23 protein-coding genes and 1 pseudogene are annotated in these 25,641 nt (G+C 58.7%); 7 read left to right on the top strand and 17 right to left on the bottom strand.

The genetic code is table 11. The annotated features are described in order from the left end of the window. Window positions 1–88: 88 nt before the first annotated feature. Together BM132_RS09650 and BM132_RS27930 are read left to right on the top strand one after the other, a co-directional pair. Complete coding sequence (locus tag BM132_RS09650) at window positions 89–1,024, top strand: AraC-like ligand-binding domain-containing protein (protein WP_092454927.1); 936 nt, start codon at window positions 89–91, stop codon at window positions 1,022–1,024. Window positions 1,025–1,076: 52 nt separating this feature from the next. Then, window positions 1,077–1,216: pseudogene (locus BM132_RS27930) on the top strand (RtcB family protein); the annotation flags it as partial. Between the two features lie 70 nt (window positions 1,217–1,286). Here BM132_RS27930 and BM132_RS09645 read toward each other — a convergent pair. Beyond that, window positions 1,287–2,291 (bottom strand): aldo/keto reductase, encoded by a 1,005-nt coding sequence (locus BM132_RS09645; protein ID WP_092454925.1) that lies wholly within the window; start codon window positions 2,289–2,291, stop codon window positions 1,287–1,289. A gap of 101 nt (window positions 2,292–2,392) precedes the next feature. After that, on the bottom strand, window positions 2,393–2,953 hold the full coding sequence (locus BM132_RS09640; protein WP_092454923.1) for a PaaI family thioesterase: 561 nt from the start codon (window positions 2,951–2,953) through the stop codon (window positions 2,393–2,395). A gap of 59 nt (window positions 2,954–3,012) precedes the next feature. On the opposite strand from BM132_RS09640, the gene BM132_RS09635 reads away from it, so the two are divergent. Beyond that, entirely contained in the window at window positions 3,013–3,468 is a 456-nt protein-coding gene (locus BM132_RS09635; RefSeq protein ID WP_092454922.1) for a MarR family winged helix-turn-helix transcriptional regulator, read from the top strand. A 97-nt stretch (window positions 3,469–3,565) separates the two neighbouring features. Here BM132_RS09635 and BM132_RS09630 read toward each other — a convergent pair whose 3' ends face one another. The 7 genes from BM132_RS09630 to BM132_RS09600 all read right to left on the bottom strand — a co-directional run bounded on the left by BM132_RS09630 (window position 3,566) and on the right by BM132_RS09600 (window position 11,193). Beyond that, on the bottom strand, window positions 3,566–5,074 hold the full coding sequence (locus BM132_RS09630) for an amino acid ABC transporter permease/ATP-binding protein (RefSeq protein WP_092454920.1): 1,509 nt from the start codon (window positions 5,072–5,074) through the stop codon (window positions 3,566–3,568). Window positions 5,075–5,180: 106 nt separating this feature from the next. Further along, entirely contained in the window at window positions 5,181–5,984 is an 804-nt protein-coding gene (locus BM132_RS09625) for an ABC transporter substrate-binding protein (protein WP_092455076.1), read from the bottom strand. A 79-nt stretch (window positions 5,985–6,063) separates the two neighbouring features. Then, window positions 6,064–7,116, bottom strand: a complete 1,053-nt coding sequence (locus BM132_RS09620; RefSeq protein WP_092454919.1) for an isopenicillin N synthase family dioxygenase — start codon at window positions 7,114–7,116, stop codon at window positions 6,064–6,066. A gap of 13 nt (window positions 7,117–7,129) precedes the next feature. Further along, on the bottom strand, window positions 7,130–7,981 hold the full coding sequence (locus tag BM132_RS09615; RefSeq protein WP_092454917.1) for a sugar phosphate isomerase/epimerase family protein: 852 nt from the start codon (window positions 7,979–7,981) through the stop codon (window positions 7,130–7,132). 667 nt (window positions 7,982–8,648) lie between these two features. Then, entirely contained in the window at window positions 8,649–8,984 is a 336-nt protein-coding gene (locus BM132_RS28685; protein ID WP_256244241.1) for a hypothetical protein, read from the bottom strand. 35 nt (window positions 8,985–9,019) lie between these two features. Next, complete coding sequence (locus BM132_RS09605; protein ID WP_177218160.1) at window positions 9,020–9,745, bottom strand: hypothetical protein; 726 nt, start codon at window positions 9,743–9,745, stop codon at window positions 9,020–9,022. Between the two features lie 263 nt (window positions 9,746–10,008). Beyond that, the gene (locus tag BM132_RS09600; RefSeq protein WP_092454914.1) at window positions 10,009–11,193 is read right to left on the bottom strand and encodes an aldo/keto reductase; all 1,185 of its coding nucleotides are present in this window, start codon (window positions 11,191–11,193) and stop codon (window positions 10,009–10,011) included. 188 nt (window positions 11,194–11,381) lie between these two features. Here BM132_RS09600 and BM132_RS09595 point away from each other — a divergent pair, with 188 nt between their 5' ends. After that, window positions 11,382–12,362: an AraC family transcriptional regulator gene (locus tag BM132_RS09595; RefSeq protein ID WP_177218159.1), complete on the top strand. Its 981-nt coding sequence runs from the start codon at window positions 11,382–11,384 to the stop codon at window positions 12,360–12,362. Window positions 12,363–13,401: 1,039 nt separating this feature from the next. Here the strand turns inward: BM132_RS09595 and BM132_RS09585 are convergent. From BM132_RS09585 to BM132_RS09550, 8 genes are all read right to left on the bottom strand, one after another. Further along, complete coding sequence (locus BM132_RS09585; protein ID WP_177218158.1) at window positions 13,402–14,997, bottom strand: gamma-glutamyltransferase family protein; 1,596 nt, start codon at window positions 14,995–14,997, stop codon at window positions 13,402–13,404. Between the two features lie 25 nt (window positions 14,998–15,022). After that, window positions 15,023–15,895, bottom strand: a complete 873-nt coding sequence (locus tag BM132_RS09580) for an ABC transporter permease (protein ID WP_092454908.1) — start codon at window positions 15,893–15,895, stop codon at window positions 15,023–15,025. Beyond that, the gene (locus tag BM132_RS09575; protein WP_092454906.1) at window positions 15,892–16,839 is read right to left on the bottom strand and encodes an ABC transporter permease; all 948 of its coding nucleotides are present in this window, start codon (window positions 16,837–16,839) and stop codon (window positions 15,892–15,894) included. Before BM132_RS09575 ends, BM132_RS09580 begins: the two co-directional genes overlap by 4 nt. Before the next feature lie 34 nt (window positions 16,840–16,873). Beyond that, entirely contained in the window at window positions 16,874–18,376 is a 1,503-nt protein-coding gene (locus BM132_RS09570; protein ID WP_092454904.1) for an ABC transporter substrate-binding protein, read from the bottom strand. Next, the gene (locus BM132_RS09565; protein WP_092454902.1) at window positions 18,373–19,491 is read right to left on the bottom strand and encodes an ABC transporter ATP-binding protein; all 1,119 of its coding nucleotides are present in this window, start codon (window positions 19,489–19,491) and stop codon (window positions 18,373–18,375) included. Before BM132_RS09565 ends, BM132_RS09570 begins: the two co-directional genes overlap by 4 nt. Next, window positions 19,488–20,492 carry an ABC transporter ATP-binding protein gene (locus BM132_RS09560; protein ID WP_092454900.1) on the bottom strand — a complete coding sequence of 335 codons (1,005 nt, stop codon included), beginning with the start codon at window positions 20,490–20,492 and terminating at the stop codon, window positions 19,488–19,490. Before BM132_RS09560 ends, BM132_RS09565 begins: the two co-directional genes overlap by 4 nt. Continuing rightward, complete coding sequence (locus BM132_RS09555; RefSeq protein WP_092396186.1) at window positions 20,489–21,226, bottom strand: FadR/GntR family transcriptional regulator; 738 nt, start codon at window positions 21,224–21,226, stop codon at window positions 20,489–20,491. Before BM132_RS09555 ends, BM132_RS09560 begins: the two co-directional genes overlap by 4 nt. Window positions 21,227–21,731: 505 nt before the next feature. Beyond that, on the bottom strand, window positions 21,732–22,781 hold the full coding sequence (locus BM132_RS09550; protein WP_092454898.1) for a LacI family DNA-binding transcriptional regulator: 1,050 nt from the start codon (window positions 22,779–22,781) through the stop codon (window positions 21,732–21,734). Window positions 22,782–22,943: 162 nt separating this feature from the next. Here BM132_RS09550 and BM132_RS09545 point away from each other — a divergent pair, with 162 nt between their 5' ends. From BM132_RS09545 to BM132_RS09535, 3 genes are read left to right on the top strand one after another with little or no spacing between them, the layout of a single operon-like run. Then, window positions 22,944–24,032: a fatty acid desaturase family protein gene (locus BM132_RS09545; protein ID WP_092454896.1), complete on the top strand. Its 1,089-nt coding sequence runs from the start codon at window positions 22,944–22,946 to the stop codon at window positions 24,030–24,032. 36 nt (window positions 24,033–24,068) lie between these two features. Then, window positions 24,069–24,389: a MocE family 2Fe-2S type ferredoxin gene (locus BM132_RS09540; protein ID WP_018608132.1), complete on the top strand. Its 321-nt coding sequence runs from the start codon at window positions 24,069–24,071 to the stop codon at window positions 24,387–24,389. Window positions 24,390–24,398: 9 nt separating this feature from the next. Beyond that, a complete protein-coding gene (locus tag BM132_RS09535) occupies window positions 24,399–25,640 on the top strand; it encodes an NAD(P)/FAD-dependent oxidoreductase (protein ID WP_092454894.1) in 1,242 nt (413 codons plus the stop codon). The last annotated feature ends 1 nt before the right edge of the window (window position 25,641 follow it).

The raw sequence follows: 25,641 nt of genomic DNA, 5'->3' as shown, positions 1-25,641 counted from the left end.
GAGGTGGTGGAGATGGCCTGCTAATTGCTTGGCTCGCAAAAACGTTACCCCGCTTTTTTTGTTGAAGCGCCGCCGCGAGGTGAATGCAATGAGCCAGACATGTCAGTATTCAACGCTTGCCGTTACGGCCCCCCTCCGGTTCGATTACTGGAAGGAGGTGGTTTGTCACCACTGCCTGGACGCAGACAGCAAACGACTGGCGCAGAGCGATTTTGACGGGGCGCTGGAGGTGCATGGCATGGGCGCATTGGACATCTGCACCTTGTCCGCACCCTTGCACTATTGGGAGCGATCTGCCCAGCACCTGCGCAGTGATCCTAATGACGATTTGTGGTTGGGTTTTACCCGGAGCGGTTATGGCGAACTGGAGCAGGCTGACCGACGGACGAAGCTGGCGGCGGACGATCTGTTTCTTTATGACGCATCCCAGCCGTTCAGATTCAGCTTCGGTGGTACTGATAACCACCTTGTTCGCATTCCGCGACAACTGCTCAGCCAGCGGCTGCCCGGCATAGCGGATTGCACCGCTGTGGTTCTGGATGACCGTCGTCCAGGGGTGATTCCGTTACGCGAGATGTTACGCCAAGCCGCGAGTATGCCTTCGGGCTTCCAGAACACAGGAGTCTCCAGTCGTTACTCCAGCACGTTGCTTGACCTTCTGGTGGTCAGCCTGGAACTCCAGGATTTAAAGCAGACTCATGATGAGTTGGACCTATACGGCCGGATCATGAATTACATTCATCAGTATTTGACCGAGGCGGACCTGTCGCTCGAACGCATTGCTCAAGCTCACCATGTCTCCACGCGCACTGTGACGCGCGCTTTTGCCCGTCATCAGAAATCGCCGGTTGCGGAAATCTGGAAGGCGCGATTGTTCGCCAGCCGCGACGCCATTGAACGCGGTCAAGTTCGCAGTATTTCTCAGGCGGCGCTGGATTTCGGTTTCTCCGACTTCTCTCATTTCAGCCACGCTTTTCGCAAGGCCTTTGGCATGGCTCCCCATACTCTCCTGCGGCGAGAGTGAAAGGGGTGGTCTTTATCGCTTCTGAAGCGAAAGACATTGAAGGCGTCCCCTTTGGTCAGCGCTTGAGGGGCGCTTCAACCTCATCACCGACAAGCACCTGGCCTTGAAAAGTCTGACAACCGCAAGCATCTCGGAACGCTGGGTACAGGGAACCACTTCGTCGAGGTGTGCCTGGACGAAGCCGACCATGTGTGAGTGATGCTTCATACCGGCTCCCGTGGCGTAGGAAACATGATCGCTACTGCACTTGCGCCGTTCACGTTCAAGCCACGATCTGTGCTGCTCCGCAAGCCCAAGGGGTCGCGGTCCTTGCTGGCATCGAAGGTGACAAGCGGCTAACGGTGTCGAGCCGATGAATCTGCTCGGCTGACAGTTCAACCGACAGGGCTGCGAGGTTGTCGACCAGTTGCTCAACCGAGCGCGGGCCGATGATGGGCAATGACCCGTGCGTGCCGGACCAGGCGATGGCGATCTGACCGGGGCTGACGCCCAGTTCGTTGGCGATGGCGATAACTGTGTCGAGGACCTGTGTACGCTGCTCGCTATTCTCTGATTGGAACACCTTGCCACCGAGGCCCTCGGCGCGTCCTTTTTCGCCCTTGCGGTACTTACCGGTCAGCATGCCTCCGCCGAGCGGCGACCAAGTGACGATACCCAATCCCAAGGCATACGAAGCCGGGAACAGATCAACCTCGGGCTCGCGGTGGACTAGGCTGTGCTCGAATTGCGCCGCAGCGATCGGCACCGAGTGGGTGAGCTCGGCGAGGGTGACTGCGCGCGATAGGCGCCAAGCAGGGAAGTTGGAGAGGCCGGCATAAAGAATCTTACCCGCGCGGGCGAGATCTTCGAACCCACGGACAATTTCTTCGGCGGGCGTGACATTGTCCGGCCAATGCGCCCAGTAGAGATCGATGCGATCGGTTCTGAGTCGCTTCAGGCTCGCCTCTACCGAGGCCACCATGGCTTTACGACTATTGCCAGTGACGAGGCGATCGGCATTTGGCTGCGCGCCTTTGGTGTACTTGGTCGCCAGGACGAAATTCTCGCGTCGGCCCTTCAGAAGGGTACCGAGCAGCTCCTCGGACTCTCCGAACTGGTAGACATCTGCCCCATCGATGAAGTTGCCGCCGGCCTCCGCGTAGGCGTTAAAGATTGCCTTGCTGACCTCGGGATCCGCGCCGTAGCCCCAGCCTGTGCCAAAGTTGCCCGTCCCGAGCGCGACCTGAGACACGCTCATTCCTGTTTTGCCGAAGGATGCATATTTCATGTTTTCACCATTGATCAAGTCGTGACGATATTTTCAGATAGTGTCGGCGCAAAGCCCTGTGTCGCGGTGTTTAGCGGATAACGGGTGCGCCAAGATCGGTCTCAGTCTTGGCCATGAAAGTTCCCCTGCGTGGCTGAGGGGTGATCGAAGATCAGGCAGGTGGTCGTCGCGTGCGCATACAGTTTGCCGTCGGGGCCAATGATCCGACCCTCGGCCGTAGCCACTTTACGCCCCGCATGGATGACCTTGCCCTCGGCCCGCACCAACGAGACTTGGTCGCTCAAGGGGCGCACCATGTTGACCTTCAGCTCCAGCGTGGTGTAGCCCTGGCCTGCGGGCAAGGTCGAGTGCACGGCGCAACCTACAGCCGAGTCGAGCAGCGTGGCGAACCACCCACCGTGGACGGTGCCCAGTGGGTTGTAGTGCCTACGCTGTGGTCGACCTTGAAAAACGGCAATGCCGGGCGCCATGTGAATCGGCACGAAATCGAGCGTGTCGCCGATGGGTGGGGGAGGCAGTTCTCCAGCAAAGATTGCCTCGAACACTTCCATGCCTGTTCGACTGGCGATCTGATCCTGCGGCGCGGTATCGGCGACGAGCAAGCGCGCACGAACCGATTTTTCCTCCGCGTTCCAGTGAGCAATGACCTGATCGACTTCCATCGGCATTTCCTTCCCTCTAGAGAATTGTATATGCAAATATTGCAGGTACAATATACCCCATGAAAAATGCTATCAAGCCACAGGGCTGCACCAACCTGAAGCTCCGCCAGCTAAATCGCATGGTGACGCGTCACTACGACCGCTACGTCGCCGAGTCCGGCCTGAAGAACACGCAGTACGCACTGTTGTCGCATGTCGTCAGGCTGGGGCCTATTCGGCCGAGTGATCTGGCCAGGCAAATGCAGATGGATAATTCGACCCTGACTCGAAACATGCAGTCCCTGACCGCTCAGGGGTGGCTGAAGATTGGTGCAGGAGGCGATGCCCGAAGTCGCCTTGTCGAAGCGACCGAGGCTGGACGCGTAAAGCAAGCCGAAGGCCAGCGCGCCTGGAAGGAGGCACAGCGGGCACTCAATGGTCTACTCGGCGTGGAGTGCGTGGCTGTACTGCACGAATTGCTCGACGCGTGCATTGCGAGCCTTAACGACGATCTTGATGAGTCCCCATCAGAATGACTCGCCAGTAGCTTCGCAACGCATAACGTTGGGTGGGAAAACCAGCTTGCTTGACCGAAGTATTTATCTTGAGTGTCAGGACGAAATGACACCGAGTTTAAACCCTCATGAATTGTTTGATTCTCTCGCCGCACTGATCAGCTCGGATCATCCCAGGCTCCGCATCCAGTTTGACCAGGCCGTCCTCCATGAAAACTACCCTGTCGGAAATTGACATGGCGAAGTCCATTTCATGGGTCACGATCAACATGGTCATGCCTTCTTTTGCCAGGTCGCTGATCACCTTGAGCACATCGCCGACCAGTTCCGGGTCAAGGGCTGAAGTAGGTTCATCGAACAGCATGATTTGGGGATCCATCGCCAATGCGCGGGCGATTGCCACGCGTTGTTGCTGACCGCCTGACAACTGATGCGGATACTTTTGCGCGTGAGCCAGCAGCCCGACCTTGTCCAACAGGGCGTAGGCGCGCTGCTCGCTGATGGACTTGTCGCGGCCGTGATAGCGCGGCGCGAGGGTGACGTTGTCGAGAATGGTGCGATGAGGAAACAGGTTGAAGCTCTGAAACACCATGCCGATGCGCTGTATCCCGTGGCGTACTTGTTGCGTGTTGGTGTTGTCACCGGCGTGGATATAGCTTTCGCCGAACAGAATGATCTCGCCCTGGTCGATGCTTTCCAAAGCGTTGATGGTCCGAATCAGCGAGGTTTTTCCCGATCCCGACGGACCGATAATGGAGATCACCTGACCCACGTTGACATCAAGGTTGATGCCCTTGAGCACGGCGTGCTGGCCGTAGCGCTTGTGAATGTTGACCAGTTGCAGGGCGGGTGCCGAGCCAGGCCCTGGCGTTGTACGAGCGTCTGCAGAAGAGGGCGCCGCCCGTGACGCGCGTAGACGCCGCACGCTGATGTCATCCAGCGTTTGTGGTTTGCGGTTGTTGAGTTCCAAGTGTTGCTCCAGCCAATGGAACAGCCAGCCGAGCACGGTCACGATCAGCACGTAATACACCGCCACAGCCGACAGGGTTTCCATGACCAGGAAGTTTTGCGCGTAAAGGCGCTGGCCCACGGTCAACAGTTCGGTCAGGGAAATCACCGAGACCAGCGAGGTCAGTTTCACCACTGTGATGTATTCGTTGATCAGTGTCGGCAGGGAAATGCGGAACGCCTGTGGGATGACGATCAGGCGCTGCAGACCGATCAGGCCGATGCCCAGCGCACGGCCGGCTTCTTTCTGGCCTTTGGCAACGGAGATCAAGCCGCCACGATGAATTTCCGCCATGTACGCCGCCTCGGTGACCACCAGTGCCAGCAGGCCGGAATAGAAAGGGTTGGACAGTACTCCACGGGTGACCGGGAGCATCTGCGGCAGGTTATAGACGAACACCACCAGTACCAGCAGCGGCACGCTGCGAAAGAACCAGATATAAACCGACGCCGGTACGCTGACCCAACGCGTGGCCGAAAGCTTGGCCGAAGCCAGCATGAAGCCCAGCAGCATGCCGATGAACCAGGCCAGCGTGCTGAGTTCCACCACCGTAATGCAGGCTTTCCAGAAGTCCGAGACCGAAAACAGAGAAAAAAAGTAGGGCCATTCAAATTGCATGTGTACCTCCAACTGCTGGCGTCGACGGAGGCTTCACCTATGCCGGGCAGTCAAGCGAACGCCGCCGACTGTGGGAGCGGCCTCGCTCCCACAGGGCTGCACTGAGTCAGTTAGTCGGTTCTTCCAGGTTGTATTTCTTCAACAGGGCGGCGTATTCCCCCGACGCTTTCGTCGCATCAAAGGCCTTGAGCAGCGCCTGATAGAGCGCGTCGTTGTCTTTTTTCACGTAAATACCCAGTGTCTGTTGATAGATCGAGTGCTCGGTGCTGATCACTACGCGGCCTTTGGTACGTTCTGCGATCATGCCTGCGGCGCCGTCGATCTCCACCTGAGCCTGCACGTTGCCGGAGAGCAGCGCTTGGGTCACTTCAGGGGCGGACGGGAATTCGCTGACCATGATCGCGCCCTTGTTATTCGGGACGCAGTAATCGGTCGAGAGTTTGTTGAATTGCGTCACCCAAGTGGTGCCTTTTTCCAGGCCGACTTTCAGGCCGCAGAGGTCTTCCGGTACTTTCGGTTTCAGCGGGCTGTCCTTCAGCACCATGATCGCTGCGCCGGTCTTGGCGTATGCGATGGTTTGCGCTTGAGTCTGCCGTTGGGGAGTGATGTACATGCCCGAGATGATCGCGTCATAGTGACCGGCGTTCAGGCTCAGAAGCAGGTTGGAAAATTTGGTGTCAACGAAGTCAGCCTTGAGGTCCAGATGTTTGGCGAGTAATCGCGCCAGTTCGGGGTCGGAGCCGACGACATTTTTTTGTTCGTCGTATGATTCGAAGGGCGGATAGGTGATTTCCATGCCGACCTTGAGGACGCCGGGTGTCACCGTCGTCGCTGCGTGGGCTCCTGCCGCACCGAGGATCGCGAAGGCCAGCAGGGACAAGCGGACAACAATATTCATTGGATTGCGCATCATCGGTGACTCCACGTCGAAAAAGTAGGATTGGGCTGGTTTTGAAACAGGACTGTTTTGGAACGGGTCGGGGGTTGCATCAGGACGCTTCCTGCGTCTGGTTCTTCAAGTGACCGAAGCTCGATGGCTTGCGCGCTCGCTCGTACAGCTTGAGTTCGCCGCGTTCGACTTTGCGGCGCAGGTATTGATAGGTTTGCAACGCTTGACCAAACATGTGCTCACCGATGGTGATCTCCTCGTAATCCTTACCGCCTTCAAGAAACTGCGGCAGTGGCTTGATCTGCGTATGGAAGTCACACGCGTAGAAGAGTGGGAACGAGTAGCGCTCTTCGCTGACGGTTCGCACTCGGTGAGCCGTAGCGACGAACGTGCCCGCGGTCATGACCTCCAGCATGTCGCCGATGTTGACCACAAAAGTACCGTCTACGGGCGGCGCATCAATCCATTGCCCCTGATCGTTCATCACCTCGAGGCCTGGCTTGTCGGCAAGCAGAATGGTGAAGCACTCATAGTCGGTATGCGCGCCAATGCCGGGCGCGTCTTGAGCAGTCATATCAAATGGGTAATGGATCAGGCGCAGCTTCGACGGTGGGCGAGTCACCAGTGCCTCGAAATAGTCTTCCTCCAGGCCCAATGCAAGCGCGAAGCCCTTGAACAAGCGACGACCTAATGCAAACACCGCGGCGTAATAAGTTTCGACGGCGGGACGGAAACCCGGCAGGTCTGGCCATTCGTTGGCCCCGATCAATGGCGTCCCGGCAATGACCAGCGGATCGTCTTCGCTCACTTCGAAACCGATATCGAAAGCCTCCTTGTGATCCGGTTTGCCTTTGGCATAGACCTCCTCACCTTCAGGTACAAAACCCTTGTGGCTGCGTGACGTACCGATGTAATGCTGCATTTTGTACTCAAGCGATTGTGCAAACAGGTCCTTCGACGCTTGACGCAAACCGTCGATCAGTGACGACTCGATGCCGTGGTTCTTGATGTACAAAAAACCGACTGCGCGGGCGGCGTTACCCAGTTCTTCGGCCACTGCCTGGCGCTGGGTGATGTCGTCGCTGTACAGCCCGGCGATATCCACCACCGGAATGCGATTGAAGTTGGCGGTCGTTGGCATTTTGTCAGGCATGAGGGAACGCTCCTTATCGAGTAGAGGTGCAGGCGAAACGCCGAAAATGCTCGCGCTCGGTATTTGCCATCCACACGTTCAGCGACCACAGATCAGCCACCGGCACGTTGGTGAAGGGCAGGTGATGCAGATAGCCGTCGGCGCCGAACTCCGGTGTCAGCGTGCTGACCTGATACCCGCGTTTTTCCTGGGATCGCCAGATGGCCTCCCAATGTTGCTGATGGAAGGCAAGCGCTTGGCTGTACTCGGGGGCGGCGGGGTGAGGCACTTGCGGTCCCTGGTCATAACCGACTCGGGCTTGAATATGGTGAACGCGTTCGACGAAGGCGCTGAGGTCGTCTTCCGGATCGTTGAGCAGGCGCTCGCAGGTGACGACCCAATGACTGATGTCGCTGGTGAAGCGCAGGTCTGGCAGTTGACGAATCAGCTCGAGGGTGACCCAGGGGTTGAATAATGAGCGAGCACGATGGGTTTCAAAGGAGCACACCTGGCCATGCTTGCGCGCGACGTCCATCGCGTGGCCAAAGAAATCGACTTGTTGTGCCAGTGGCCAGCGGTCGTTGCCTGCCAGCAGATTGACGAAGCGCGGCGACAACTCTGCCGCCCAACCGAGTTTCTTATCGAGGTCCAGAAGGTGTTCGTCGAGGGTTGCCGACTGTTCCGGCAGAACGTCGTAGGCGCTGAAGACGGTGCTGATATAGCTGACTTTGTTGATGCGTAGAAAGGCTGCGAACTCGGCGCGTTCGCTGGCGGTCATGGGCAGGCGGGCTTCCATGCCATCGAACCCGGCTTCAAGCAACTCATCGAGCGCTTGTGCCTTGCTCGCGGTGTAGCCCCACAACGTTCGGAATATTTCCAGCTTCATCGATCTGCTCCAAAGGTTCCTTCGCATGATTGACACAGCGACGTTGCGGCGTTAACCGAAACGCACAACGAACGGCAGTGACAATCAGAAAAGGCAATCTTCGGGCCGCATCTCTATGGAAAGGCTCCTTTGTTGCCGTCAATAGTAGGGAGGGGCGGTTGGCGGAAAGAATAGGGAAGCGCAAAAAGATAGTTCAGAGATTTCTAAACTATTGGGTGCTGGCCACGACATTGACCGTAATGAACCATGTCCTTGACACCAAATCGTAAAAGCCCGAGGACAACTGGGTGACTGTCGGCAGAGCACTGATATACACCTGCAGCCCTTGGCCTGAGGTGCTGGCTTGCGGCGCGGGGCCGACGACGTCCACCTCGGAGCGGCTGGTCGCGCACCCCACGAGTTAAGAAATGTGCTGGGGTTTGACGAGTACCTGGGGATCAAGTCGCTGTTCGGCTATTAGCGTTTCAAATTGCCGGGTCATTGCCGTAGCGTGGTATTGCGCAGACAGCGCGGGGTCCGGCGGATTGCTTGATATGCTCATCATCCGGCGATCAGCGCCGGCCAGGCTCGGGACATATCATTTAGCGATCTGTTACCGAGACTTGGCTTGGCTGTTGGAGCAATACGCGAACGTTATGCGTTCCCCTTTATTGAGTCAGAGCCGCAGTCAGAAACGGTTTTCTTGAAGGAGCGAGCGGATACGCCCCGATAGGACGACAAAAATGGCCAGCACCTGCACGACGACCGCGCCTGTCACGGCGGCGGCGATGGCGTGATTCGGATCGGTGAAGGCGGAGCGTACCGGGCCGAAAAGTGCCGGGGCGAAGACTTGGCCGGCCCACCGGGGAAGCATGGCGAGCATCCCGGATAGCGCGTCCATATCGTCTTTCTTGGCGAAAGGCTGAGCGTCAGGATGCTCGTAGCATCCGTGGCTGTCCTGGGGGGATTGCGTTGTTTGATCGCGGTTGACCTTCTTGTTCAGGGTTTCAACCGTCTTGTCCATGGTCTCTGACGGCATGACATCATCGAACTAACGAATTAAAGTTCGCCTAAATCGCTATCTGCTTTCCATTGGGTTCTAACTTCTAACAACGGCTTCAGAAGGGTATAGAGCAGAATGACTGCAAGCGCGGCGGCTACTATCAGCGTAAGCCACATGATGACCAACAGAGAGAGTGTGACACTGTTGTTTAACTCACGAAAAATGCCGAAGGCAAAAGCTGTGTACCAAGACACACCCGAAACGGCACCGGATGCGAGAAACAAAGCCGCTTTTTTGCGGGACACTCCAAAGAGCAGGGGCCGACTCATGTCGCGTAGTGCCTCTGGCAACACAAACGTGTGGATGATGATTCCATTGAGGGTCAAGACGGTCACCACAATGACCTTCGCCCAGAGTTTAGGGTTTTCAAACTTTTCCGGTGACTCTATCGCGTAAAGGGCAAGGAAACCAAGGCCTGAGAGCCACAGGAGGCATAGTCCAAGAGTGACCGCGTCGCTGATGAAGTGAAAAGTGCGTCCGATTTCAACGGGGAGGCTGCCCCTGCGCATCCAACGCAAAATCCAGAGGTCCAGCATCGTCGCCCCGCCGAGACCGAAGCACATACCGAGCAGATGTATACCGATAAGGACCGTCAGAACCTTTAGCTGTGGGAATGGCTCAGGCAATGGAACGCTAAACGCAAGTGTGTCCGCGAATAAGTGAGCACTGCTGGAGAACGCAAGTAGGCCGCCGACAATCATGAGAGACGTTCGTATGTTCATTTATTACGACCTTAGGCCCGCGTTCTTATTTGAACGCGTGCGCAGTTTGTTTGCTGGAGAATAAGGTCCTTTAATTCTCAATGTTATGGATGTAAGTGATTGCCGTGAGTAAGACGTTCAAGCTGGCTTCGATAAAGCTCTAGTAAGGCTGGTTGCTCTCTGCTTCGCTGCTGCAACCAAGAGGATAAGTTTGAAACCCACCTCGGGTTGAATGCGGCTAGCGACGGTAGCGTCACATCAGCAGGTAGCACGGGCGTAGCCCCTCAGGAAGGAACCGGTGCTTGAGCATCGATCAAGTTCTGGCTCTTCAGCTCTTCCCAAAAGGCTGCTGGGATACCGACCTTCATCGCCTGTGCATTGGAAACTATCTGCCCCGGCGAACGCGCCCCCGGAATGATCGCGGACACTTGCGGATGTGCTGCCGCGAACTGCAGGGCGGCAGTATGAATATCGATGCCATGTTGGCTGGCAACCGCCATGATTCGCGCGCGCTTTTCCACCGCTCCGGCAGGCAGATCCGGGCTGAAGTTGTATCGGCTGCGCCCCCCCAGAAATCCATCATTCAGTGGTGTTCCAACCACGGCGCTGGTGCCCTTCCTGCTCAACGCCGGAAAGGTGTTGCGCAATGCATCGCCGTGGTCAAGGAGGGAATACTGGCAGGCAAGCAACACGATGTCGGGAGTCGGGTCATAACCGGCTACCGACCGAACCACGGCATTCGGCGTATTGACTCCGAAACCCCATGCCTTGATGAGCCCCTCATCGCGCATTTTTTCCAGCTCGACCATCGCCCCTGTGCGCGCAATTCGATACGCCGCTTCCCAGCCGCCTTCCAGCTCGGTGTTATCTGGCGAGATGTCATGGATATAGACGATATCGATACGCGGCAGCCCCAAGCGCTGCAGGCTGTCTTCCACGGAACGACGCGCGCCCGCCGCGGTGTAGTCATATCGGTAGTTGAAGGGCGCCGGCGACTTCCAGATAGCATGGTCCGCGCGCTGGCTACCAGCGGCCGTCAATACGCGGCCGACCTTGGTGGACACCACATAGTCGTCTGGATTTTTACCGCGCAGGAAGCGGCCTAGACGATATTCACTCAAGCCAAACCCGTAGAACGGCGAGGTGTCGTAAAGCCTTACACCTGCCTCCCAAGCAGCCTGCAGAACCAAGCCCGCCTGCTCGTCGCTGATCGGCGCAAAGATATTGCCGATCTGCGTCCCGCCCATACCAAAGCGTTGAGGCGTCATGTATCTCATTGCATGCGAGGGTAAATTGACGGGCAGGTCTGCGCGCACGATCCGTCCTTCGGTACGCATCACGCTTCCGGGCTCCGTCAGCGAAGAGGGCACGGGGGCCGTAGCCAGCGAACTTGCGATGCTCGATGCGGGCAGCAAACCGGCTGCAACAGTACCCACTGCCGAATAGGTAAGAAAATCTCGTCTGTCCATCCAATTTTCCTTTCGCGACCAAGGTTTCACGGGCTCATCGAAGCCGGTACATGTACTAGAAGTTAGAACAGCGAGGGTTAGCCGAGTGACCCTAATGCGCCATATCTTTTGCACAATCCTGCCGATGCTCTTGTGCTGGTCACCCGCTCTCAGCAGACTCGAGCATTCCGTAAATTGGGGGGCATGTGATGACGAGCGGTTCCTTCTCGCAGTTCGGTTTCAGCCGTGTGCATTCCCTGACCTTGCGCGATCCCGTGCAGCCCACCGAACGTTCCCAGGCGCTCAAACGGCTTATCGAAAAAGTCACCCTGCAAATTGGCTTGAACGAGGCTTGCACGACGTCGATTCCAGGCTTGAGCTTTTATCGAGTGGCCGAGCTAGGTACGCCCACGTACTGCATCTATGAACCTTGCGTGGCCATTATTCTGCAGGGCGCGAAGGAGATCTCGTTCGGCGAGGAAGCCTGTGAGTTCGGGCAAGGGGCGTTCTTCGTTACATCGGTCGATATCCCCACACTGGCTCGCGTTACCGCGGCTAACGGGCAAACCCCCTATTTATCCGTTGTGTTGAAGCTCGATTTTTCCATGCTCAATGAGGTGATCCTGGCCCTCGAGCCGCCAAAGCAGGAAATGGCTGGTGAGGCGCGGGGCTTCGTATCCGGTGTGGCGACGAGCGAGATGCTCGATGCGTTCGCTCGACTCGCCACGCTGATCGAACGGCCGCTTGAAGCAGGCTTGATGTCGGGCCTTATCAAGCGGGAGATATACGGCAGGCTGCTGCTCAGTGAAGCGGGGCATTTGTTGCGCAGCGTCACTCGCGATGGTTACCGGGATAACGGCATCGTGAGAGCCGTTGAATGGCTAAAATATCACTACGATAAACCGTTGCAGGTGGCCGACCTCGCCGAACGATCCGGCATGGCCAGCTCTACGCTGCATCACCGCTTTCGCAAGCTGACAGGCACGAGCCCCATTCAGTATCAAAAATCGCTACGACTGCAAGCCGCGCGTAGCCTTATGTTGACCGAGCGGATAGACGTGAACACCGCCGCGTTGCGAGTAGGCTATGAAAGCGTCGCTCAATTCAGCCGCGAATATGCCCGGCGCTTCGGAGCGCCTCCCTCGAGAGACATCAAGCGCGCACGAGAACAGGGTGGAAGGCTCGACTAGCGACGCCACGGGTGATGCGAGTATGAATTCCCTAGGCTCTTCGGAAGGACGGTTTGGCGGTATTTATTGCCAAGAGAAAGTTAGAGTTCCCGCCGTAATGACCGCTGGGAACGGGGACTGGCCCGGCTGGCTCGGTATCGTAGGATAAATGCCTCGACACAAGAAGAGTCATAGATGAGCGCTACCGCCCCCCAAACATTTTCCCTGGCGTTGTTGGGCGTGGTCGAGGGAATAGGCTTGATCAGGTCTTGACGAATGCCCTTGATTTTCTCATACGCGTTCTTGTTGTTGTGAACGATCTTAAATTCGATAGCCTTCGACGGTGCCTCACCGTTGCTGTCCTCAACTCAGATATCGACTTTGCGTCGTTCGGCGGTGTGTGCAGTCTGTTTGAAAGCTTCACGATCATCCAACTGGCCGACAAGAGCGAACCGATTCCGGTGAATGCCAAGTAGCGCCGCGGACTCCAGGCTTAGCCACAGCTCCGGCGCTACGGTGACCATGATTGATTTGGGGATGCGTTTGTGTTCTTCCTGTTACAGATGGAGCAACAGAAAATCGGTAACGGCGGGAACAAAGAACATGGATCTCCGTATCAAGTCCGAAAGCGGGTGCAGGCTGATTTGCTGCCCGACATAAAACGGAGCAACGGAAAAACCGTGGCCCGATTGACTGTCGATAGAACTTGATAGCGTGGCTTGGAATTGCTACTTCTTTTGCTCTTGATACAGCTTCAAAACAAGTCAATAATCAAGTCCATTCATGTTTCATGAATCACAGAAACCCCTTAAATTTCAATGAGTAGGACGCTAGATGCGAGTCTCGTTTCCCGCTCCAAGATTCAGAAAAAAGCCACTCAGATGAGTGGCTTTTTTTTGTGCCTTAGAAGGGTTAGCTGCAAGACCCAATGCAGGCTCGCCACAGTTCTGAGTCCCAGGCGAGAAAGCATGTTGGCAATAGCTTGCGGTGGGATGAGAGTTAGCGGTTTTAAGAGAATAATCCTACGCGCAACTAAGTTACGCGTAGGATCTTCGGACTTTCAGTACGCGGCTACCAGACCATCCTTCCGGGGATCAGTGCCACCCACATAACCATGAGTGGTGCGCTGGATAATCTGCGCGCCGCCAAAGGCGAATACGCCGTCAGGTTCTTCTACGTCTATGTCGTGGCCTTTGGCACGTAAGGCTTCGACCACCTGTGGGTCGAATGCACGTTCCACTGCGACTTTCAGGCCAGATTCGAGCCTCCAGCGCGGTGCGTTTGCGGCGGCTTGCGGATTCTGTTTGTAGCGCAGGATGCGCATCATCATCTGCAAGTGACCCTGTGCCTGCATCGGGCCGCCCATCAGGCCGAAGGACATCAACGGCGTGCCGTCGGCGTTCATCACAAAGCCGGGGATGATGGTGTGGAACGGACGTTTGCGCGGTGTAACGTAGTTGACGTGCTGCGGATCCAAGGAGAAGGCCGCGCCACGGTTTTGCAGGCTGATGCCGGTGCCAGGCACCACGACACCTGAGCCGAAGCCCATATAATTGGACTGGATGAACGAGATCATCATGCCGCTTTCATCGGCCGCCGACAGGTAAACGGTGCCGCCCGGTTTAGGCGAACCATGCCCCGGATTGGCGGCCTTGTCGGTGACGAGACCGGCGCGCTCCATCAGGTAGGTTTTGTCCAGCAGATGCTCGGAAGGCACGCGCATGTGGTCGTTATCCGCCACGTGTTCGTTCAGGTCGGCAAGGGCCAGCTTCATGGCTTCCAACACTGGGTGTACGGTTTCCAGGCTGTCCACTGGATGCTCGCCGACGCCCAATGCTTCGAGCATAGTCAGGCCGGACAGGGTAGCGATGCCCTGGCCATTAGGTGGCAATTCATGAACCACGGCGCCGGCGTAGGGCACCGACAGGGTGTCGATCCAGTCCACAGTGTGGGTCGCCAGATCGTCGAGGCTCATGACGCTGCCATTGGCGTTGGCATGGGCGATAATGGCTTGGGCCAGTTCGCCGCGATAGAACGCTTCGCCTTTGGTTTGGGCGATCAGCTCCAGGGTGCGGGCGTGATCCTTGAGCCGGATTTTCTCCCCGGCCTGTGGTGCTTGGCCGTCGGGCAGGAAGCACTCGGCAAAACCCGGCTGATCCTTGAGCAGTTCAGCGCCGAGCTTCCACAGCTGGGCTATGATCGGGGTGACTTGGTAGCCATCCCGAGCATAGCCGATGGCCGGTTCAGCCAGGGTGGCGAAAGGCAGTTTTCCGTAACGCTCGGACAGCTCGACCCAGGCCGAAACCGCGCCCGGCACCGTCACCGCTGGCCAGCCGCGCTGGGGCATTTTGCTCTGCCCGGCGAAAAACTCAGGGGTCCAGGCTTGCGGTGCGCGACCGGAAGCATTCAGGCCCTGCAACTTGCTGCCGTCCCAGACGATAGCGAAAGCGTCGCTGCCGATCCCGCAACCGGTGGGCTCGACCACGGTCAGGACCATGGCGGCTGCGATGGCCGCGTCGACGGCGTTGCCGCCCTTGCGCAGCATGTCCAGCCCGGCCTGGGCGGCCAATGGCTGGGAGCAGGCGACCATGTTACTGCCCATCACTGGCGAGCGTGCCGAAGCGTAGGGTTGGCTGTAATCCAGATCATCAAACATTAGCGTTTCTCTTTGGCAGAAAAAGTTAGCCCTTGGGGTCCAGCGCATCACGCAAACCATCCCCCAGCAGGTTGAAACACAGGACCGTGATGTAGATCGCCACGCCAGGCGCAATCGACATCCAGGGTGCCTGCTCCATAAAGTTTTTCGCGGTGTTGAGCATCGATCCCCAGGAAGGCGAGGGCGGTTGCTGGCCCAGACCGAGGAACGACAGACTGGCTTCAGCCAGAATCGCCGAGGCGATGGTCAAGGTGGCTTGCACAACCAATGGCGACATCACGTTGGGCAGCACGTAGCGCAGGATGATCCAGCGATCCTGCAAGCCAATGGCACGAGCACCTTCCAGGTAATCTTCGTGTTTGATGGTCAGCACCTGACCACGGGTCAGTCGGGCAAAGATCGGCATGGCTGACAGGCCGATAGCGATCATTGCGTTGGTCAGGCTCGGGCCGAGGAAGGCGCCCAGCGCAATCGCCAATACCAGAAACGGGCAGGACAACAGCGCTTCCATGACACGGGATATCACCGCTTCGAGTTTGCCGCCGAAATAGCCGCCCAACAGGCCCAAAGGCACACCGATGGCCATGGCGATGACCACCGAAACACCACCGGCCAGCAACGAACTGCGTGCGCCCCAGAGCAGACGGGAAAACAGATCGCGACCCAGTTCGTCAGTGCCCATCCAGTAGATCATCGATGGTGCCTTGCGGACCGCGAGAAAGTTGGCTTTCAGTGGGTCATGGGGCGCAATCCAGGGCGCCAGCAAGGCCGCCAGGATAAACAGCAGCAACACCGCCGCGCCGAGTACCGCGCCTTTGTTGGCGAGGAATTTCTTCACGAACGGCGAGCGGCTGCGGGGGGCGATCGCGCTATGAGGGAGGCTGAAAATAGCGGTCATGAAGCAGTCCTCAGACGCGGATTAATCATCCGGTACAGCACATCGGCGAGCAGGTTTAGCAGCAGGAAGCCAATTGCGATGCACAGCACCACGCCTTGCACCACGGCGTAATCACGATTGAACACGGCGTCGACAATCATCTTGCCGAAGCCAGGTATGCTGAAGACTTGCTCGGTCAGCACCGCGCCGCCGAGCAGTTCACCAAACAGCAGGGTTGTCAGGGTCACAATAGGCATCAATGCATTGCGCAGGGCATGCTTGAGGACCACCGTGCGCGGGCGCAGGCCCTTGGCCCGGGCGGTGCGCACGTAGTCGGTGCGCAACACTTCAAGCATGGCGCTGCGGGTATGGCGCATGAGAATCCCCGACAACCCTGCACCGAGCACGAAGGCCGGCAGGATCAAGGTCTTCAGGTTTTGCCCGAAGTCCTCGCCCATGGGCACGAAACCCGAGGCCGGCAGCCATTGCAGTTTCACGGCGAAGACCATGATCAGCAGGATCCCCAGCCAGAAGTGCGGAATCGAGATCCCCGACAGCGCGATGACATTGGCCCCGTAATCCACGACGGTGCCTTTGCGTACGGCCGAGATAATTCCAGTGGGAATGCCGATCAGCAGTGCGATCAACAAGGCCAGCACTGCCAGCTCCAGGGTCACCGGCAACTTGGACGCCAACAGTGTGGTCACCGGTTGTTCGGTGCGCAGCGAAGTGCCGAAGTCGCCGGTCAGCACATTGCCGACCCAGTTCAGGTACTGCACGGGAATCGGGTCGTTGAGTCGATACTTGTCGCGCAGGTATTCCATCACCGCCGGATCGCGCTCTTCACCGGCCATGGCCAGCACCGGGTCACCCGGCAACAGTTTCTGCAGGGTGAAGACGAAGAGCGAAACCAGGATCAGTGTCGGGATCGCACTAAGCAGGCGTCGCAGGATAAACATCAGCATACCGGCCCCTCGTTTTTGCGGCGATCATTCACAGTCATGGCTTGAACGCGACGTTGTTCAGACGAATCAGGCCATCCGGGTTTGGCACGAAACCAGTCACGTTGTTACGCATGGCCATGATTCGCGGATCGAAATACAGGTACGCGGTCGGCACTTCGTCAGCCAGCAAACGCAGGGCTTCGTTGTACAGGGCCTGGCGCTGGGCAACATCGTTGACAGTGCGGGCCTTGTTCAACAGCTCGTCGAGTTTGGCGTTGCAGTATTTGCCGTCGTTCTGGCCGCCCTTGCAGGTCACGAACTGGTGAATGTCGCCATCCGGATCAGGACGGCCCGACCAGGCGCTCATGCCGATCTGGAAGTTGCCGCTTTGCTGTTCGCTAAGCATGGTGGCGTATTCAGTGGCAATCAGATTGACCTTGAAACCCGCTTCTTCAGCCATGGCCTGAATGATCTGCCCGACCTGTTGTGCGATAGGGTTGTTGGCGACTTTCAGGTCCACTGCCAGTGGCAGCTTCACGCCTGCTTCGGCCAGCAAGGCCTTGCTCTTTTCCACATCGCGGGTCGGGATCGGCAGATCCTTGTCGTAGTACGGGCTGTTTTTCGGAAACGGCTGGGCGCTCGGCGCATACAGGCCTTCGAACACCACCTGGTTGATCGCATCACGGTCGATGGACAGCTCGAATGCCTTGCGCACGCGCTTGTCTTTGCCCATCGGCGAGTTGGCCTTTTCGCCGTTGTTAATGTTGAACATCAACTGCATGTAGCCAAGCCCTGGCGTGTTATAGATCGCCAGCTTGCTGTCCGCCTTGGCGGTTTTCACGTCGGTGGGAGCAACCCGTTCGATGATGTCCAGGTCGCCGGAACGCAGGTTGGCCAGACGCACCGAGGTGTCCGGAATCGGCAGGAAAATCACCTTGTCGAAGTGATAAGCCTGCTTGTTCCAGTAGTTGTCGAAGCGCTCCAGCACAATGCGATCCTGCTGCACGCGCTGGACGAATTTGTAAGGGCCGGAGCACACCGGTTTGGAGGCGAACTCACCCTGGGCGGCCTTCGGCGCAAGCATCATTCCGGCGCGGTCCGAGAGTTGGGAGACCAGGGTGGCGTCCGCTTGCTTGAGTTTGATGGCAACGGTTTTGGCGTCGATCACTTCAACGCTGTCCACCGAGGCCAGCTCGCTCTTGCGCAGGGAGTCGGGCAGGGTGCGAGCACGGTCCAGGTTGAACTTCACCGAGGCAGCATCGAACGCTTCGCCGTCGTGGTAAGTCACGCCTTCGCGCAGAGTCATGGTCAGGGTCTTGCCGCCTTCGCTCCAGTTCCAGGCAGTGGCCAGTTGTGGGGCGTAGGTCAGGTCCGGGTTCACATCCACCAGCTTGTCGCACAGTGCGGTATAGACCAGACGGCCCGAATAGGTACGCGAACGATGCGGGTCGAGCCCATCAGGATCGTCCTGAATGCCGATGCGCAGGGTGGATTCGGCAAAGGCGGCGTTGGCGGCCAGCAATAACAAGGTTCCTGTCATGACGCGTGCAATTTTCATGGCTGGCTCTCCACTGCAAGGGATTGATGGTTCTTGAACAGATTCAGGCGCTGGGTGTAGGCAGCGCTGGGTGTCGGCAAAATCAGGGTGCCTGCACCGGCATTGGCGATTTCACGCCAGAAGTGGCACGCCACCTGACGCTCGGCCTCGACGGTTTCCATTACCGGCACCACTTCTTTGCACAGCGCTCGGGCGTGCGGGCAGCGGGTATGGAAGCGGCAACACGATGGTGGGCGACTCGGGCTCGGCATGTCGCCGCCCAGCAATGGGCGCGGCCGGCGCAGGTCCGGGTGGCTGACCGGCACGGCGGCCATAAGCGCCTGGGTGTAAGGGTGCAGAGGGGTTTCAAACAGGCCGTTGACCGGCGCCAGTTCGACGATTTCCCCCAAGTACATCACGGCTACCCGGTCGCTCATGTGGCGGATCACGGCCAGGCCGTGGGCGACAATCACCAGGGTCAGACCGAATTGATGCTTGAGGTCTTCCAGCAGGTTGACGACTTGCGCCTGCACCGAAACGTCCAGCGCGGACACGGGTTCGTCACCCAGAATCAAACGCGGGTCGGACGCCAGGGCCCTCGCAATGCCGATGCGCTGACGCTGGCCACCGGAGAACTCGTGAGGGTGGCGGCCGCCGTGCTCGGGCGCCAGGCCCACGGTGCGCAGCAACTCGGCGACTTTGGCCTGGCGGTCGCTGCGGCTGGCATCGCTGTGCAGCCAGATAGGCTCACCGACGATGGATTCCACAGTCATGCGCGGATTGAGCGAGGCAAACGGATCCTGAAAGATGATCTGCAAATCACGCCGCACCTGGCGCAGCTTTTCCGGGGTCAGATTGGCCAGGTTACGGCCTTCATAAATGACGTCGCCCGCCGTAGGTCTGAGCAGGTTGAGCAGCAGGCGGCCGAGGGTTGATTTGCCCGAGCCGGACTCGCCCACCAGCGCCAGGGTCTCCCCTTTGCGCACCGACAGATTGACCTGATTGACCGCTTGCACCGGTGGCTTCTTGCGCTGGAACAAGCCGCTTTCCACCCCGAAGTGTTTGCTCAGGTCGATGCTTTCGAGAATGATCTCAGGGCTTGCACGCTCAATTATTTGGCGTTCAGAAAGGCTCACGCGCTGGCTCCCGTATGCTGTTCCAGTGGCGCACGAATGCACGCGGCGAAATGTCCGGGGGAAAGCTCAAGCAGCGGCGGGCGCGCCTCGCGACATGCCTGAATCACAAAAGGGCAGCGCCCGGCGAATCGGCAGCCGGTGGGCATTTGCGCAGGCGTCGGGACGCGACCATTGATGGTTGCCAGACGACCTTCACGCGGGCCAATCGATGGCATCGAACCCATCAGGCCGATGGTGTACGGGTGCTGCGGGTCATCGAACAGGGTTTTTACCGGGCCGCTTTCCACCACTCGCCCGGCGTACATCACCATCACGTCGTCAGCGACTTCGGCGACCACGCCCAGATCATGGGTGATCAGGATCATGGCCGTGCCGGTTTCAGCCTGCAGATTGGCGATCAGCGACAGGATCTGCGCCTGAATGGTTACGTCCAGAGCGGTGGTGGGTTCGTCGGCAATGATCAGCGCCGGATCGTTGGCCAGGGCCATGGCAATCATTGCCCGCTGCCGCATGCCGCCGGACAGTTCATGGGGGTAGGCGTCCAGGCGTTGCGCGGCGTCAGGCACGCGGACCTTTTCGAGCATTTGCAGGGCGCGCTGACGGGCGTCCTTGGCCGACAGACCCTGATGGCGGATCACGCTTTCGGCGATCTGCTCGCCAATGGTGAAGACCGGGTTCAAGGAGGTCATGGGCTCCTGGAAAATCATCGCCATGCGGTTGCCGCGCACATCCAGCAAGCGCTCGTCGGGCATGCCCAGCAAGGCTTCATCGAGCAGGGCGGACGTACGGGCGGCGATCTTGGCGGTGTCGGGCAGCAAGCCCATCAGCGCCATGGACGTAACGCTTTTACCACATCCGGACTCTCCGACGATGGCCAGGGTCTTGCCGCGCTGGACCGAGAACGAGACGCCGTCCACGACATTGGCGGGTGCACCTGCAAAGCACACGGTCAAGTTGCTGACACTCAATACCGTGTCGGTGGCCTGAGTTGTGGTGCTCATAAACTTGCCTCCAGATCTTGATTGATGACGTTGTCCAGCGCCTGTTGCAGCGCGCGCAAATGGCCACGCATGGCCGTGGCGGCCTTGATCGGATCACGGTTTTCGATAGCGTCGACAATGTCGTTGTGGTCGTGGCTGTAGGTGTCGAGGCGGTCGGCGTTGCGAGCCCGCTGACGCAGGTCACGCCAGACCGGGTCGAGCCGGATTGCATCGAGCATTTCAAAGATATCCAGCATCAGGCGGTTACCTGCGGCCTCGGCGATCCCGCGATGCAGGGCGCTGTCCCACAGCTCAATGCCCTCGGCATCGGCAGGCTCGGCGGCCTGTTGGTGTCTGGTGCGTTCGGCGAGGCGGCGCAAAATTGCTATCTGGTCGCCGTTGGCTCGAACCGCCGCCAGGGACGCCAGTGCCGGCTCCAGATGCAGGCGCGCTTCCATAACCTCGCTGAAGTTAGTCCGCCCGGACAACCGGGCAAAGCTCATGGCCGCACTGGGTGGAGTAGGGCCGACGAAGGTTCCTTTGCCCTGACGCCGCCAGATCTGCCCTTCGGCTTCCAGCACCGACAGCGCTCGCCGGATGGCCCGGCGACTGAGGCCAAAATCGGCGGCCAGGTCCCGCTCGGTCGGCAATGGCCGGTGCGGGAAGGCCGCATGTTGCGCGACCATCTGCCGCAAGGCGTCCAGCGCTAGTTTCGAAGTGTTGTCGATGGGTGTATCAGGGTCGAACCTTTGCATCGTGGTGCTCGCGCCAGAGTATAAAAAAAGGCTCCGAGCTGACTGTAGGCAGGAGATCGAGGCAAAAGGGTAAGTGCAAGCGCGATGCCAATTGAAATTGGTTCACCTCAGGATTAGCGCTATGTGCTTAGCTATTACTCAGGAGCGGCGGCGGCGGGGGCCAATAAGTCAGGGTTCGTCGGGTTGGTTCAGGGGATTAAAGAGGATTGGTTCGTGGATAATTGGACCAATTTCCACTGCTTATGCAGATTGTGCATCGATTCGTGCGTAGTGCGCCGGGGTGGTGCTTGGTATTGATCTGGGAAATTTTGTGTTCGGGCATAACATGCTGAAGAGGTGCATGTATGCCAACCAAAACTCGTAAATACGACCTGCACTATCGGGACCTTGAAGGCGATATCGAGGCTGAGGTCGTGATCATCGGGGGGCCTGTATCAACACGTTGCTGGACCTGCCCGAGCACAATGAGCGTGCCTGCAACCATTAAGGTTGTGCCGCCAGCCCATCAGCTTTGGGAATTCTCCGATGTCACAATCTGCAGCGGAATATGCACCCGGTGACGCACAGGATCGAACTGCTGCGCAGTCTGCAATTCCACCAGTAGATCCACCAGCGCCGTTGCAGTCTGGCGCGGCTGAGAGTCGATCACCACGTCGACCAAACCCTGGGCCAGGGCTTGGCGTGACAGCTCGGTGGACTCCTGCAAAATGCAGCACAGCGTCGGGCGCTTGGGCAGTTGCGCCAACGCGTTGATAATCCCGTCGCCACCGCCGCCTACCACGCATAGCCCGCGCAAATCGTCATGCCGAACCAGCAGGTCGAGGGTTGCTTCTTCGGTGATGTCGCAGTTGTCCAGATTGATCAGCGGCTCCAGCGGGCGCAGCCCAGGTGCGTGTTCGGCCAAGTAACTGTGCAAGCCTTCGACCCGCGCCTGGTGGCCAAGAAAGCGATGACCTCCGAGCAGAATGCCGATGCTGCCTTTGCGCGCGCCACAGGTGCGGGCCAGCAGCCACCCCATCGTGCGCCCGACTATCTGATTGTCCTGGCCGACATAGGGCTCGGCCGCCGCCTCATGAATGCCCGACAGCAATGCCACCACGGGCACGCCGGCCTCGCGAATCTGGGCAAGGGCGGCGTTGATCTGCGGGTGGGCGAAGCTGACCACCGCCAGGCCGTCGCACTGCACCGCCAACTGTTCGATCTGGGCGATGATGGCGCTGGGGGTGCGATCAAAAACGTATTCGAATTGGCAGGTCAGGTTGGCCCCGACCTGGCGTTGCGCGGCCTCGGTGATGGCTTGGGCCAGGTTGGCGTAGAACGCCTGGGCGGTGCCCAGCAGCAGGATGCCGAAACGGTACGTGGGGCGACGTTCGAGAATGCGTTGGCCGATCAGCCGGGCGGCAAAATAGCCCACGGCTTCTGCGGCCTGAAGCACCTGTTCGGCAGTGGCTGGATTAACCGGGGCGCGAGCGTTGAGCACGCGGTCGACGGTGGCGACACTTAAGCCTGCGTGTTTGGCGACCGTGGCGATGGTGGGGCGTTTATTGTTATTCATGATGAACCTTCAAAGCGTCTTGATAGAAAACTATCAAGCCCTGCAGGAGCTGGATGATAGCTTGATAGGGAATGTATTCAAGCCCTTGAGGGGGTCTTCCACGCTCTCTATATTTTCTTACGCAAAGCACCTGACATCTCACGCTTGCGGAGAACAATAACAATGTCTCAAGACAACACCGCCTCTACTCGGGACTATCGCCTGACCGGCCCTGAGGCTGCCCGCGCGGCTGAAAGAGGCCTTGTATCGGCCAGTTGGTACCAGTCGCCCATCTCCCGTCAACGTATGAAGCAACTGATGCAGCGCCGCGACGGCCCGGCCTTGCTCGACACCGCCATCTGGCTGCTGGCCCTGCTGATCACCGGCTTCGGCGGCTACTGGTTCTGGGGCACTTGGGCTTGTGTGCCGTTTTTCCTTGCGTATGGGGTTTTGTACGCCACCGCCTCCAATCCGCGCTGGCATGAAACCGGTCACGGCACCGCCTTCAAGACCCGCTGGATGAATGATGCGCTCTACCAGGTGGCGAGCTTCATGTGCATGTTCGAGCCCCATGTGTGGCGCTGGAGCCATGCCCGGCACCATACCGACACCATCGTCGTCGGCCGCGATCCGGAAATCGTCGAACCGCGTCCACCGAGCTTGTTCATGATGCTGCTGAGCCTGTTCCAGATCCCGTTGCTGCTGAAGACGATGGGGGGCGTGTGCCGGCACGCGGTTGGCAAAATGGATGCCCAGGAACAGACGTTCATCCCTGAGTCCGAGTGGCCCAAGGTGTTTCTGGCGGCCCGTATCTGGCTCGTAATTTATGCCGTTACATTTGGCGCGGCGCTTTACCTGCACAGCTGGTTGCCGCTGATGTATATCGGCCTGCCCATCCTGTATGGCGGCTGGTTGTCCTACCTGTTTGGCCTCACCCAACATGTAGGCCTGGCGGAAGATGTGCTGGACCACCGTAGCAACTGCCGCACCATCTATATGAACCGGGTACTGCGCTTTCTGTACATGAACATGAATTATCACCTTGAGCACCACATGTACCCGATGGTGCCGTACCACGCCCTGGCGCAACTCCATGAAGAGATCCGCCACGACTGCCCGCCGCCTTACGCCAACATAGGTGAGGCCTTCAAGGAAATCATTCCGACCCTCTTGAAGCAGCGCAAGGACCCGACGTATTTCGTGCGACGCCCCGTCGGTAGCTCAAGGCCTGCCACCGACGCTCATCCACAGGCTGAAGCCACCCTGGGCTGACACCTTCCGGCTGTATCCCGAACAAGAGAAAACGCCATGAACGATCAATGGATCGATGTATGCGCCGTGGGCGAAATCAATGAAGAAGACGTCATTCGCTTCGACCACGGTCCGCACACCTATGCCATCTACCGCTCTGCTGACAACGAGTTTTTTGCCACTGCTGGCCTGTGTACTCACGAGTCGATCCACCTGGCTGACGGCCTGGTGATGGACCACGTCATCGAGTGCCCCAAGCACAACGGGCGCTTTGACTATCGCACCGGCAAAGCCCTGGGGGCGCCAGTGTGCGTCAACCTCAAGACCTATCCGGTACGGGTCGACGCGGGGCGGGTTCTGCTCGCCATTTCGGCTTGACCGCCAGGAGTGCACGCCATGAATGCTCCACTGATTATCGTCGGCGCCGGCCATGCCGGTGGCCGCGCGGCGCTGACCTTGCGCGAGCAGGGTTATACCGGTCGGCTGATCCTGATCGGCGATGAACTCCATTTGCCGTACGAGCGTCCTCCGCTGTCCAAGGGCTTGCTGCAGGGCACGATGGACCTGGACGATTGCAGCCTGTGGAGCGATAGCCGGCTCACTGAGCTGAACATCGAACACCTGGCGGGCAAGCCGGTAAAAAGCCTGGATCCGCAGCACCACCGCCTGCAATTGACCGACGGACTTTGGTTGCCCTACAGCCGATTACTGTTGGCGACCGGGGGCAGAGCGCGTCGCTTGTCCCTGGTGCCTGAACCTCTGGCCAACGTGCTTTACCTGCGTACCCATGACGAAGCCCTGGCCCTGCGCAGCGCATTGATGCCCGGCATGCGCCTGGTGATCATCGGCGGTGGCTTTATCGGCCTCGAAGTCGCGGCAACGGCCCGGACCTTAGGCTGTCAGGTGACGTTGCTGGAAGCCGGGCCACGACTGGCCGGGCGAGTATTGCCAGAAGCTGTGTCCCAGGCCTTGTTGGAATTGCATCGGCAACAGGGCGTTGACGTGCGGCTGAACGTAGCGCTTGAAAGGGTACAAGGCATCGAACGCGCTGAGGCGGTGCAACTGGTGGACGGCCAAGTGCTGCCCTGTGACTGGGTGGTGGTCGGTATCGGCATGCAACCCAACATCGAATTGGCCGCGGCGGCGGGGCTTGAGGTGGGCCAGGGAATTCGAGTCGATGCCCAGTTGCGCACCAGCGCGCCAGACATCTTTGCCGCCGGCGATGTGTGTGAGTTTCGCCTGCACGCCGACGCGTTATTCCAGCGCCAGGAGACCTGGCGCAATGCCGAGACCCAGGGCCGTCACGCGGCATTGAATCTGTTGGGCGGCGAGTTGCCATTCGAGGGGGTTCCCGGCTTCTGGTCTGATCAGTACGACTGGGGCTTGCAGACGGTGGGCGTGATCTCATCGACGCCACCTTCGGCCGTTCGCACCCTGGCAGACGGTGGTCTGCTGCTGTTCTACCTGGATACCGACCAGCGTTTGCAAGGCGCCTGCGGTTGGGGGCAGGGCAACAGCGTTGCCAAGGACATCAAGTTGTGTGAACGGCTGATTGCCAACTTGACCCCGCTCTCTGTGGACGCATTGGCCGACGCCGATGTGCCTCTCAAACATCTACTAAGGTTCTGAC

Origin of the sequence: Pseudomonas sp. NFACC45, assembly GCF_900113505.1 — a bacterium.
GTDB classification, from domain to species: Bacteria; Pseudomonadota; Gammaproteobacteria; order Pseudomonadales; family Pseudomonadaceae; genus Aquipseudomonas; species Aquipseudomonas tehranensis.
Note: the sequence above shows the minus strand (reverse complement) of the source record. Positions and strands in the feature narration are given on the sequence as shown.

Excerpts from the sequence above, each read along its gene's own strand:
- BM132_RS09545 (WP_092454896.1), top strand. The coding sequence starts at position 22,944 with ATGTCTCAAGACAACACCGCCTCTACTCGGGACTATCGCCTGACCGGC.
- BM132_RS09635 (WP_092454922.1), top strand. The coding sequence starts at position 3,013 with ATGAAAAATGCTATCAAGCCACAGGGCTGCACCAACCTGAAGCTCCGC.
- BM132_RS28685 (WP_256244241.1), bottom strand. The coding sequence starts at position 8,984 with ATGGACAAGACGGTTGAAACCCTGAACAAGAAGGTCAACCGCGATCAA.
- BM132_RS09605 (WP_177218160.1), bottom strand. The coding sequence starts at position 9,745 with ATGAACATACGAACGTCTCTCATGATTGTCGGCGGCCTACTTGCGTTC.
- BM132_RS09620 (WP_092454919.1), bottom strand. The coding sequence starts at position 7,116 with ATGCCTGACAAAATGCCAACGACCGCCAACTTCAATCGCATTCCGGTG.
- BM132_RS09625 (WP_092455076.1), bottom strand. The coding sequence starts at position 5,984 with ATGCGCAATCCAATGAATATTGTTGTCCGCTTGTCCCTGCTGGCCTTC.
- BM132_RS09585 (WP_177218158.1), bottom strand. The coding sequence starts at position 14,997 with ATGTTTGATGATCTGGATTACAGCCAACCCTACGCTTCGGCACGCTCG.
- BM132_RS09650 (WP_092454927.1), top strand. The coding sequence starts at position 89 with ATGAGCCAGACATGTCAGTATTCAACGCTTGCCGTTACGGCCCCCCTC.
- BM132_RS09580 (WP_092454908.1), bottom strand. The coding sequence starts at position 15,895 with ATGACCGCTATTTTCAGCCTCCCTCATAGCGCGATCGCCCCCCGCAGC.
- BM132_RS09570 (WP_092454904.1), bottom strand. The coding sequence starts at position 18,376 with ATGAAAATTGCACGCGTCATGACAGGAACCTTGTTATTGCTGGCCGCC.
- BM132_RS09560 (WP_092454900.1), bottom strand. The coding sequence starts at position 20,492 with ATGAGCACCACAACTCAGGCCACCGACACGGTATTGAGTGTCAGCAAC.
- BM132_RS09540 (WP_018608132.1), top strand. The coding sequence starts at position 24,069 with ATGAACGATCAATGGATCGATGTATGCGCCGTGGGCGAAATCAATGAA.
- BM132_RS09550 (WP_092454898.1), bottom strand. The coding sequence starts at position 22,781 with ATGAATAACAATAAACGCCCCACCATCGCCACGGTCGCCAAACACGCA.
- BM132_RS09615 (WP_092454917.1), bottom strand. The coding sequence starts at position 7,981 with ATGAAGCTGGAAATATTCCGAACGTTGTGGGGCTACACCGCGAGCAAG.
- BM132_RS09595 (WP_177218159.1), top strand. The coding sequence starts at position 11,382 with ATGACGAGCGGTTCCTTCTCGCAGTTCGGTTTCAGCCGTGTGCATTCC.
- BM132_RS09600 (WP_092454914.1), bottom strand. The coding sequence starts at position 11,193 with ATGGACAGACGAGATTTTCTTACCTATTCGGCAGTGGGTACTGTTGCA.
- BM132_RS09555 (WP_092396186.1), bottom strand. The coding sequence starts at position 21,226 with ATGCAAAGGTTCGACCCTGATACACCCATCGACAACACTTCGAAACTA.
- BM132_RS09645 (WP_092454925.1), bottom strand. The coding sequence starts at position 2,291 with ATGAAATATGCATCCTTCGGCAAAACAGGAATGAGCGTGTCTCAGGTC.
- BM132_RS09640 (WP_092454923.1), bottom strand. The coding sequence starts at position 2,953 with ATGGAAGTCGATCAGGTCATTGCTCACTGGAACGCGGAGGAAAAATCG.
- BM132_RS09630 (WP_092454920.1), bottom strand. The coding sequence starts at position 5,074 with ATGCAATTTGAATGGCCCTACTTTTTTTCTCTGTTTTCGGTCTCGGAC.
- BM132_RS09575 (WP_092454906.1), bottom strand. The coding sequence starts at position 16,839 with ATGCTGATGTTTATCCTGCGACGCCTGCTTAGTGCGATCCCGACACTG.